Origin of the sequence: Legionella jamestowniensis (genome assembly GCF_001467745.1) — a bacterium.
In the GTDB taxonomy this organism is placed as follows: domain Bacteria; phylum Pseudomonadota; class Gammaproteobacteria; order Legionellales; family Legionellaceae; genus Tatlockia; species Tatlockia jamestowniensis.
Map to the genome: position 1 here is coordinate 232519 of NZ_LNYG01000001.1, position 10859 is coordinate 243377.

The following is a 10859-nucleotide window of genomic DNA, read 5'->3' on the forward strand; positions in this document are numbered from 1 at the left end:
CCAATTACAGCAAATTTAATAGTAGAAGCTGAATTTAAAAAATTCCAATGGTTATAAAAAATTATTTTTTAATGATAATAAGACCGTATCTAATCTCATTACCAGCTAAGGTTATAGATATTGACTGGTTAAGCCTGCAACGAGAGAGTCTACACCAATAGCAATGCTAATTTTTTCTTTATGTTTCCAGGCAGTACTAAAAAATGAAGTCAAATAGCTCTCTTTTACCTCAGTTTCAGCAGCGTTGTTTTTATTCACCGAGTTGGAATCAACATGGTGTCGCAAATGGTAGAGTAACTCAGGTAGTTCTCCCAACCCAACCCAATGCATGGCGTAGTACTTTTAACAAAGGCTGACAATAAATCAAATTGAGCGCCAAGAATTAATTGGCCGTCTTCCATTGTAATCTGTTCAAAAATACTAGAAGGGCTTAGCATGACACTCTCGAAGCAAAAAATAGGCAACTAGTAACCAATAAAGCTTAAGTCCAAATTAAGACAAGTGAGAGTATAAGAATACACTTTGGGCGGTATAAAAAATTTGATAAGACAAGCAGTGGTAATAAAAATGCCTAACCGCCAGTCCTTTTATTACATATCTTTTTATACTCTTTTTCTAAGACTAACAATTCTTCATCAGTTAATTTATTCAAATCGATGGATTGATTATTGGCAGATTTATGTGATTTGATTAATTCATCGAGCTTTAAATTTAAAATAACTGTATCGCGATTTTGGGTGTGTTGAATTAAAAATACCATGAGAAAAGTAATAATAGTGGTGCCTGTATTAATAATTAACTGCCAAGTGTCGGAAAAATGAAATAACGGACCTGTAACAGTCCAAATGACAATAGCAAGCAACGCGAGTAAAAAACTCCATACGGTCCCAACAGCATCAGAAATAACTTTGGCAAAACGAGCAAAGTAATTGTTTGGTTTTTTTTTGTTTTTTTTCATTGATGCTCCTGATATCAATTAAAGGCATGATTACATAGTTAAAGACTAATGTAATATTTGTTTATCAGCAAGTAGGCCAAATCATCGGTAACGGAAAAGTAATTTGCCGGTGTATTTATTTCAATTAACGTTAAGTTTCATTGGAGATTCTGTAAGAATTTGCCTATGATTAAGCTTAGCTACGGTGCATGTTATAGATAAATTCTATTAATATAATATAAATAATTTATTTTATAAATGATAAATTTTTGGCTATGTTTAGAATAGAGAACAATAAAAGGAGTTTTAAATGAAAGACATTATTAAAAAACTATCGGTCCTCATGGCAGACACTTATGCCATTTATTTAAAAACGCAAAATTATCATTGGCATGTAAAGGGACCTCAATTCAAGGCTATGCACGAGTTGTTTGAAATGCAATATCAAGAGTTAGCAGAAGCTGTAGATGCAGTTGCAGAACGAATTCTTACATTAGGACATAATACGCCCGCCACTTTTAAAGAGTTTGAAAGTTTAAAACGTATAAAAGATGGTGATTCCAACAAAGATGCAAATGCTATGGTGATTGATTTGGCACATGATCATGATACGCTGGTGAAGGATTTAAATCAGGCCCTAACGCTGGCTCAGGAAAATAAAGATGAGGGAACAGCTAATCTGTTAGGGGATAGAATTGCTGCGCATGAGAAGGCGCGCTGGATGCTCAATGCTTCGCGAGACAATGCCTAGGGCTGCAAAGGCAACTATGCGGGTACGATAAAAGTACGTAGACCGGTTGCTTGCAACTGTCTCTTAATCACATCTCTCTGCCGACGCCCCGCGGCTTTGTCCGCGGGGTCCAGTGATTTAACGCAGTGCTTCTGGATCCCGCGGGACGTCGGAAAGTAGAGCTGGACTGTGTTTTCAGAGATGTGTATAAGATTCAGTTACTTGCAACCTGGATCGACTATGGAGATTATCTGAGGTAGCAAACAGATTTCATACCTTGGCTGTTCCTAAGACATTCCCGGCTACAAGCAGCTATCTCTTGGTCACAGCTCTGCCGAAACCCCGCGGCTTGCGAGGTCCAGTGTTTTAGCGCAGAGCCTCTGGATCCCGCGGTCAAGCCGCGGGACTTCGGAAAGTAGAACTGGACTGGGTTTTCAGAGATGTGTATAAGATTCAGCTGCAAGCAGCCGGGCTACAATGGACGGATACCATAAAAGTGCGTAGCCCGGTTGCTTGCAACCGCGATCGTCAATGGAGATTACTGAGAGGGTAGTCAAACGGATTTAGGGTTCGCTAATGCAATTTCTTTTTTCAGTCGGTCTTTTTTTAAGTGCAAGTCTGTTATTTGTTATCCAGCCCATGGTGGCAAAAATTTTACTCCCTGTGTATGGCGGCACACCTGCAGTATGGACAGTGTGCATGCTATTTTTTCAATCGCTTTTGCTGGTGGCCTATGGTTATGCCTGGTTACTTAGCAGGTTTGTGACAGTGTGGGAGTGGCGCCTTGCCCATATTCTTTTAGTTTTAATCAGTTTGTTTAGCTTACCTTTTATGCTTACCATTTTGCCAGAAAAAGGCACCCCCGAATTCATAATCTTGCGACACCTGATTTACCAACTGGGTTTACCCTTATTAGTCATCGCCGCTTCAGCGCCACTTTTGCAATTTGCCTATAGCCAGACACAAGGTAAGAAAGCCAATGATCCCTATTTTTTATACGTGGCAAGTAATATAGGTAGCTTATTAGCTCTACTGACATACCCCTGGGTTATAGAAAGGTTTATAGGTTTAAAAACACAATTTTATTTGTGGACGATAGGATATATTGTTTATCTAATTGCTTTAGGGGGTATTTTTTTTGGTATTTCTTATCAACCTTTACTAAAACAAAATATAAAAACCCTTTCCTTGCCTTGGCGGCTTAAATTTCAATGGATTGGATATAGCTTTGTTCCCTGTAGTTTGCTTTTAGGTGTTACTTTTTATATTACTACTGATATTGCAGCAACACCGATATTTTGGGTGTTGCCCTTAGCACTTTATTTATTGTCATTTATCATCACCTTTGCGGAAAAACCGCTGATTTCTTTTTCCTGGGTAGAAAGGAATGCCTTATTCTTTTTTATTTTCCCTGTAGTTGGATTTATCCTGGGTAATGTATTACCCGCCTGGCAATTCATTTTTTTTCATTTGCTTAATTTTTTTGTATTTGCTTTGTTGTGTCACGGACGATTAATCCAAAGCCGCCCTCCTGCGAGTCAACTGACAAGTTTTTATCTTTGCCTGGCTTTTGGGGGAATGTTGGCTGGTGTTTTTAATAGCCTGCTTGCACCGCGAATTTTTAATGATGCTTATGAGTACCCTTTGGTTTTAGCCCTAGGAATACTTTGCATTCCTACAAGTGGTACGAAAACCTGGAATTTCACGCCACTGGTGGTCTTGTTGCTGCTACTAATTGATTATTATTTGCCCAGTATAGGGTGGTTTGTGTTGGTAAAAAAATACCACGTGGCCGAATTTTTGTCTTTATGCATTATTGTTTGTTGGCCCGGTAACAGGATTAGTTTTTTTGTAAGTATAGGTATTCTATTTCTTTTTTTATTTTATCCTGGGTTAAAACACAGTACAATTTTATCGCAGCACCGTAACTTTTATGGGGTTAAAAAAGTGTCTGCCATACCGGGTTCAAATGTTTTAATTAGTCAAAATACAGTGCATGGCTTTCAATTAACGCAGGTAGAAAAAGTAGATCGTGGTGCTTTAGGTTATTATGGGCCATCGGCCCAAGTAGTGAAATTAATGCATCAGCGAAAGAAATCATTAAATGCGTTTATCCTGGGTTTAGGCACAGGTATGATGGCTTGCCAATATGAAAAAAACGATCAATTAAAAATTGTGGATATCGATAAACAAGTCATCGACATTGCCAAAAATCCACAATTTTTTACATACTTAAGGGATTGTCCACCTCAAGTCTCTGTCGAAGAGGGAGACGGACGTCTGGTATTGCATAACATTCCTAATCGTAGTACTGATATACTGGTAATTGATGCTTTTTCATCAGATTCGATTCCCATTCATTTATTAACGCTGGAAGCTTTTCAACTGTATTTAAACAAAGTTGCACCGGATGGTGTGATTATTGTGCATATAAGCAACCGTCACTTAAACCTATTGCCGGTGTTAGCGGCAATTGGGCGTCAACTCGATTTAATCGTTCTACATAAACTGCAGCCTGCTGACGCAAAAAAAGGGCAATTGGCCTCTGAATGGGGTTTACTTACAGCCAACCAACCATTCGCTGTTTCTCTGATGCGAACTGCGGGCTGGCGTTTTGTGAGTGAGAATGAAGAGCGCTTATGGACAGATGATTATTCAAATGTGATACCGTTGTTAAAATGGTAATAGGCAGACATCCTGGCTATAGATTATTAGATTTCAGCTAAATTTCCTTTTGTCTCTAACCAGGCCTTACGATCGGCTGCTCTTTTTTTAGCAAGCATCATATCCATAAGTGCTAATGTCGTTTCTTCCTCTTCCAGCGTAAGCTGTATCAAGCGTCGTGTATTGGGATCCATGGTGGTTTCACGTAATTGCAGGGGATTCATTTCGCCAAGTCCTTTAAAACGTTGAACATTAATTTTTGCTCTACTGGTTTTGCTTAATTTTTCTACGATTTTTTGTTTTTCTTCATCATCGAGCGCGTAATGTATTTCCTTCCCGGCATCAATACGGTAAAGAGGTGGCATGGCAACAAATACGTGTCCTGCCTGAACTAAAGGTTTGAAGTGACGCAGAAACAGCGCACATAACAAGGTAGCAATATGGGCGCCATCTGAATCGGCGTCGGCAAGGATACACAGTTTCCCATAACGAAGACCTGAGAGATCTTGCGAGCCTGGGTCAACACCAATAGCCACCGAAATGTCATGTATTTCCTGGGAAGCAAGGACTTCCGAGGAGTCTACTTCCCAAGAATTCAGGATTTTTCCACGTAACGGTAAAATAGCCTGATAATCTTTATTGCGTGCCTGTTTTGCAGAGCCTCCTGCTGAATCGCCTTCCACCAGAAATAATTCTGCCTGACTTAAATCCTGCTGCAAGCAGTCAGCCAGCTTGCCTGGAAGGGCAGGGCCTTGACTAATTCGTTTGCGCGCTACTTGCTTGGCTTGTCGCAGGCGTTTTTGCGCACGCTCAATGGCAAATGCAGCAATCATTTCACCGTGGTTTCGGTGTTGGTTTAACCACAAGGCAAATGCATCTTTGACAACATTGCCTACAAAGCTTGCTATTTGACGCGAGCTGAGGCGTTCTTTGGTTTGGCCTGCGAATTGAGGTTCTTTCATTTTTACAGAAAGCACATATTGACAGGGTTCCCATAAATCATCCGCTGTCAATTTTACGCCCCTTGGTAATAAATTTCGCAATTCGCAAAATTCAGACAAAGCATCATAAAGTCCTGAGCGCAATCCATTGACATGCGTTCCACCTTGAGCGGTAGGAATTAAATTGACATAGCTTTCACTTAAGCCACTATTAGTTGTGGATGACCATGCCAGTGCCCAATCGACAGTCGCTTCTTCGCTGGCAAATTCCCCAACAAAAGGTTCATCAGGAAAATAATCGGAAGGGAGTGATTGTTTTAGATAATCAGCCAAGCCTTTCTCAAAACACCAGTGGAGCTCTTCATTGGTCGCTTTATTAATAAAAGTCATGGCGAGGCCAGGACATAAAACGGCTTTAGCCCGCAGCACATGGGTGAGGTGTTTTACAGAAAGTTTGGTGGTATCAAAATACTTCGCATTAGGCCAAAAGCGTATGATTGTACCGGTATCACGCTTCTTGGTAATACCTGTTTCATTAAGCTCTTGAATTTTATCGCCATTGGCAAAAGCCATGTTGTAAATAATACCATTGCGTTTAATGGTCACCTCAACACGCTCTGAGAGGGCGTTTACAACAGAAACCCCCACGCCATGCAAGCCCCCAGAGAAGCTGTAGTTTCTATCAGAAAATTTTCCGCCAGCGTGCAGACGCGTCATAATGACTTCTACACCACTTAAACCGAGTTGTGGATGAAGATCGACAGGCATCCCACGACCGTTGTCTTCTACTTCAACAGAGCCATCTTCATGTAAAATAACAGTAATTTGGCTAGCAAAGCCTGCAATTACTTCATCAACACTGTTATCAATTACTTCCTGGGCTAAGTGATTGGGTCTGGTCGTGTCAGTATACATTCCGGGACGGCGTTGTACGGGTTCAAGGCCACTTAATACCTCTATCGCTTCAGCTGTGTAATTTTCAGACATTGATTGTTATTACCTTGGTAAATAGCCATAGTGTAGCATGAAAATAATCGTGTAGAGTCAAGATCCAGACTAAAATCAGTTGAGCTGTAAATTACTCAATTGCAATTTCTCCGAATCGGTCTGCATAATTAAGAGGCTTTTTGGCTAATGTTATTGCAGCTTGCATTGCCGTCTTCATAAAAATTTTCGCCAATTCATCGTCTTGAGTTGCCGTAGGGTTTCCTTCATCACACTGCATTTGAATGCGCCTATTCAGTGGAAGTTGCCCAAGTAGAGGCACTGAAAATGTTTGACTTAAAATTTCACCTCCACCATGTCCAAAAATAGCTTCCTGATGGCCACACTGACTGCAAACATGTAGTGACATATTTTCTACCAAGCCAAGGACATCAATATTGGTTCGAGCAAACATTTTTATGGCTTTTTGAGCATCCAAGGTAGCTACATTTTGCGGTGTAGTAACGACAATTGCTCCCGTTAACGGAATTTTTTGTACCAGACTTAACTGGATGTCCCCGGTACCTGGAGGTAAATCAATTAATAAATAATCAAGCTCGTCCCATTTTGTTATATCAAGCATTTGTATCAACGATTTGGCAAGCATGGGACCACGCCATATCAAGGCTTCTTGATGATCAGTAAGATAGCCAATGGACATGGCTTGAACGCCATGGGCAGAAATAGGTAGATAATGTTCCTCATTGACCTGCACTGGCTTAGTATTGCCTAACATCAGTGGGATACTAGGGCCATAGATGTCGGCGTCAAGAATTCCCACCCTAGCTCCTGCTCGTGACAAAGCGATTGCTAAATTAATGGCTACGGTTGATTTACCAACCCCTCCTTTACCTGAACCAATGGCTATTAAATTTTTAGCACCTTTTAAACCTTTTCCAACAAGCTGAGTACGATGGGCTTTTATAAAAAAATCCAGGACTACTTTAATTTCATAATCAGGCAAAGCTTTTGCAAGGTAGTTTTTTAAAGCAGGTAATAAACTTTCTTCCAAAGGAAGGGTAGGGAAGCCTGCATTGAGCGTAAGTTCTATTTGCTTGTCGTTTAGCTTAACAACAGGTTTTAATCCCATCTGTTGTGGGGTCAGGTCAAGCCATTTGTCCTTGACAGTGCTAAGCAGTTGGGTAATGGTATTTTCAATAGACATATAACAATCCAGGGGCTTGGGATAAAATGAAACATGATAGCAGATAACATGAATAATTCTGTAGATTTAAATCGTAGCTGATTGTTTCTCCTTTCTCAAAAAATTTTCATTCTTGAACAGAGTGAAATCTCAATGTGGATCGGGCTTTGCTTGCAGGAGATGAGCGATGTTAAAAAAATATTTTTAGACATAGTTGATCTCCTGAATAGGGCACTAAGAACTATTCTCCTGATGTTGCCTCAATGGGATTAGAGGCTCGCTTAATGGTATCAGACAGTATCTTAGAAGAGGGAAGGTTTCTCAGTTTCCTTACTTTCTTCCATCATCACTTCATTTTCTTTTCCATGAAGTTTCTCCATGGCCTTGATTAAAGATGGATTTTTTGAAAGTAGTTTCCCTTTTTCATTAATCCACCCTAATTGGGTAATGACTTCTCGTGTGCGTTTACCGTCATCTTGTAAAGCATGTTTTAGAATAGCTTCTAAAGTAAGATTTTTGGACGTGTAGGTGATGTTTGAATGTCTAAAAAATCCAAACCAGCCATTCATGTCATCTTCCCATCTCTGGCCGTAATTTTCACGAAATTGGGTTAAAAGTGATTCATGCGGAGCTGAGAAATGGTATTTTTCACTAAATTCGTCATAGAACTTTTCCGCTAAAATTTTATGGACATGTGTAGTGGGGTGCTTATCATCCCAAAACATATAACCAGGGGCGGGTGAAGTTTTATCAGGATTAATTTTGAAATCATCTGATTCGATATAGGGAGAATGAATTTTTGCAGGGTCAAGGTGATACTTTTGGGGATTGCAGTAAGCGTCTGTAAAGATTTTATTAATGTCAAAAATATTAATAGTGCAATCCGGATATTTATCGGCTAACTCTTTGACTTTCTGCTGCAACAGTTGGTTAAAGTAGTTACACACTTTTCGTGCATTGGCCTGCTCTTTTTCACCAAGTCGATAAAAATGAGGGGTTAGTGACAAATCGGGTAAATTAAATAAGGCGAAATGGTAATACCCATTTTTGATTAATTCTTCGACATTATTAATTCTTGCCAGAACTGCTTTTTCTGCCGCTTCTTCAGTGGGCCTACTATTGGCAGTGATTAAATCATTGGCGCCAGACCATTCAGTAACCAGCGTTTTCTTTTTATGCTGGGCAGAAACGGTACGCGCTTTATCATCTGCTAAAAGTAAGCGGCGTTTTTCATCAAGATTAGAAATAATGTGTTCTGTAGCTAGAAGTTTAATATTGGTTGTGATTCTTCCTGAGTAGTCGTAAGACGTTAAGCCTCCTTCATCATAGTAGCGGATAAAATCTCGTCCTTCGAAATTAATACGCCTGTAATCATCAAGATCCAGATTGTGGAGTGAGTTTTCTATGGATGGATCATGAACAATCACGTTATCGGCAATTTCGGTTGAATCTTCCCCTTTACGCTTAAGCTTGCGAATGATGCTTTCTTCGACATAGTCAGCCCCAAAAGCAGTATCCCATACGTAGCCATTGGTAAATGCCCCCTTAGGCGATTTACCTTTTAATCCGCTTAGGCCGTCCATCGGAATAATGCCGCCCAGTTTCTTATGATCCATTTCACCCGGATCAGAAAGACTATCACCTATTGAGATTATATGTTCAATGATTGGTTCAGGCATGGTTTACCCCGGAGATAATAAAATTGACGTCCATTATAAAATTACACACTTAAGATAATATTAAATAACATAAAGTAAGATGATTGAGCAAAAAGAATTAACTTTTTTTTTAGAATAATTCTTAAATTGGGTTCATACTTATTAATAATGGAACGCTAAGATTGCTTGTTTGTATAATTGATGGAGACAAGGAAGTAGTATGAAATTTGTTGTGCAATACCTGAAAGTTCTGGGTTTTTTAGTAATTTGTAGTCTTTTTGCAGCACCAAGCTTTGCTGCTCCCGATACGATTCCCACGGTAGCCCGTCTAAGTTACATGAAAGGTGTAATTAGTTTCGCCCCTGCAGGCCTTAAAAAATGGATTAAGGTGAGCGTAAATCGTCCGTTGGTGATTGGTGATCAGTTGTGGTCTGATAAGGGGGGCTTGGTTGAATTACAATTAGGTACAGCAGTTGTTCGTATTGGGGATTACACCAGCCTGAAAATTTTAAATCTCAATAATACAATAGCCCAGTTTCAACAGACAAATGGAATGCTAGGATTGAGTGTTAGACCTGAAAATAAGAACAGACGCTATGAAATTGATACTCCTAACCTTGCTTTTACCACAACCGTTTCTGGTTATTATCGCATCGATGTTGATAGTAAAAAAAATGTAACTATTGTCACTGTACGTAAAGGTAGAGGTGATGTTTACGGCAAAAATGCTTCCTTTAAAATTAAGGAAGGACAATCTTGCCGGTTTACAGGTAAGGACCTGAAAGGTTATCAATGTAGTGCTGTGGGCCCTGTTGATGATTTTGATCGCTTTAATTTAGAGCGAGATCGCCGCTCCGTTAAAACAGTGATTAAATATGTTGCTCCAGAAATGATAGGTTATGAGGATTTGGAACACTATGGTACGTGGAAAGTCATTAAAACCTACGGTCGCGTATGGGTTCCCCAAATTACAGTGACCAACTGGGCCCCTTATCGCATGGGCCGATGGATATGGCTTAATCGTTGGGGTTGGACTTGGGTTGATGAGCAACCTTGGGGTTTTGCACCTTTCCACTATGGTCGTTGGACTCGATGGCAAAATCAATGGGTATGGGTTCCTGGACCAAGACATATAGCACCAGTTTATGCGCCTGCGCTGGTTGCTTTTGTCGGTGGAAGGCAGTTTAATTTACGGGTAGGAGGGGCGCCAGGAATTGCCTGGTTTCCACTTGCACCGGGTGAAATTTATATCCCTCCCTATCGGGTAAATCAACATTATTTTACGCAAGTCAATATCAGCAATACAGTGATTAACCAAACTTATATTAATCAAATTTATAATGCACCAACCGTCAATATTAACTATCAAAATATTAATATCCTCAATGCCATTACTGCGGTACCAACAACAGCCTTTGTGCAATCAACTCCTGTTAATGCAGAAGCGGTGGAAATTTCACCAGAGACTTTGAAGGCTGCCCCTGTAACGCCTGTGGCTGAGGTGGTTCCTGAACCCATTAGTGTCCAAGGGGGAAATGCTCCTTCCAGTGCTGTTCCCAGCAGTGAAATAGTGAATGAAGAGGCGATAACGCAAACAGAGCCTCCTCCAGAGCCTATACCGTTTACTCAAGAACAACCTTTATTGGCTAATGAGCCTGGTAAGCCTTTAACAGAAGAGCAGATTGAACAACTCTCTCCACAGACGCCATCCCAGGAACAACAAACAGTAACTCCAGAGCAACAGGCCCCTGAAGTGCAACAGGCCCCTGAAGTGCAACAGGCCCCTGAAGTGCAACAGGCC

General features: G+C 40.4%; 8 protein-coding genes. 3 read left to right on the forward strand and 5 right to left on the reverse strand.

Annotated elements, in window-relative coordinates; translation table 11 throughout:
• Positions 1 to 111 precede the first annotated feature (111 nt).
• Together Ljam_RS00975 and Ljam_RS00980 are read right to left on the reverse strand one after the other, a co-directional pair.
• Positions 112 to 330, reverse strand: coding sequence for a hypothetical protein (locus Ljam_RS00975; RefSeq protein ID WP_058448271.1), 219 nt, complete (start codon positions 328 to 330; stop codon positions 112 to 114).
• A 241-nt stretch (positions 331 to 571) separates the two neighbouring features.
• Positions 572 to 958: a low affinity iron permease family protein gene (locus tag Ljam_RS00980; protein ID WP_058448272.1), complete on the reverse strand. Its 387-nt coding sequence runs from the start codon at positions 956 to 958 to the stop codon at positions 572 to 574.
• A gap of 289 nt (positions 959 to 1247) precedes the next feature.
• On the opposite strand from Ljam_RS00980, the gene Ljam_RS00985 reads away from it, so the two are divergent.
• Entirely contained in the window at positions 1248 to 1688 is a 441-nt protein-coding gene (locus tag Ljam_RS00985) for a Dps family protein (protein WP_058448273.1), read from the forward strand.
• Positions 1689 to 2243: 555 nt separating this feature from the next.
• The gene (locus Ljam_RS00990) at positions 2244 to 4352 is read left to right on the forward strand and encodes a spermidine synthase (RefSeq protein ID WP_058448274.1); all 2109 of its coding nucleotides are present in this window, start codon (positions 2244 to 2246) and stop codon (positions 4350 to 4352) included.
• Between the two features lie 26 nt (positions 4353 to 4378).
• Here the strand turns inward: Ljam_RS00990 and parE are convergent, their stop codons facing one another.
• The 3 genes from parE to Ljam_RS01005 form a co-directional block, all read right to left on the reverse strand.
• Entirely contained in the window at positions 4379 to 6259 is a 1881-nt protein-coding gene (parE, locus tag Ljam_RS00995) for a DNA topoisomerase IV subunit B (protein ID WP_058448275.1), read from the reverse strand.
• 91 nt (positions 6260 to 6350) lie between these two features.
• Positions 6351 to 7421, reverse strand: a complete 1071-nt coding sequence (apbC, locus tag Ljam_RS01000) for an iron-sulfur cluster carrier protein ApbC (RefSeq protein WP_058448276.1) — start codon at positions 7419 to 7421, stop codon at positions 6351 to 6353.
• A 281-nt stretch (positions 7422 to 7702) separates the two neighbouring features.
• The gene (locus tag Ljam_RS01005) at positions 7703 to 9079 is read right to left on the reverse strand and encodes an SGNH/GDSL hydrolase family protein (protein WP_058448277.1); all 1377 of its coding nucleotides are present in this window, start codon (positions 9077 to 9079) and stop codon (positions 7703 to 7705) included.
• Between the two features lie 199 nt (positions 9080 to 9278).
• Between Ljam_RS01005 and Ljam_RS01010 the strand changes: the two genes are divergently transcribed.
• The coding region (locus Ljam_RS01010; RefSeq protein ID WP_058448278.1) for a DUF6600 domain-containing protein at positions 9279 to 10859 on the forward strand (1581 nt) is incomplete at its 3' end.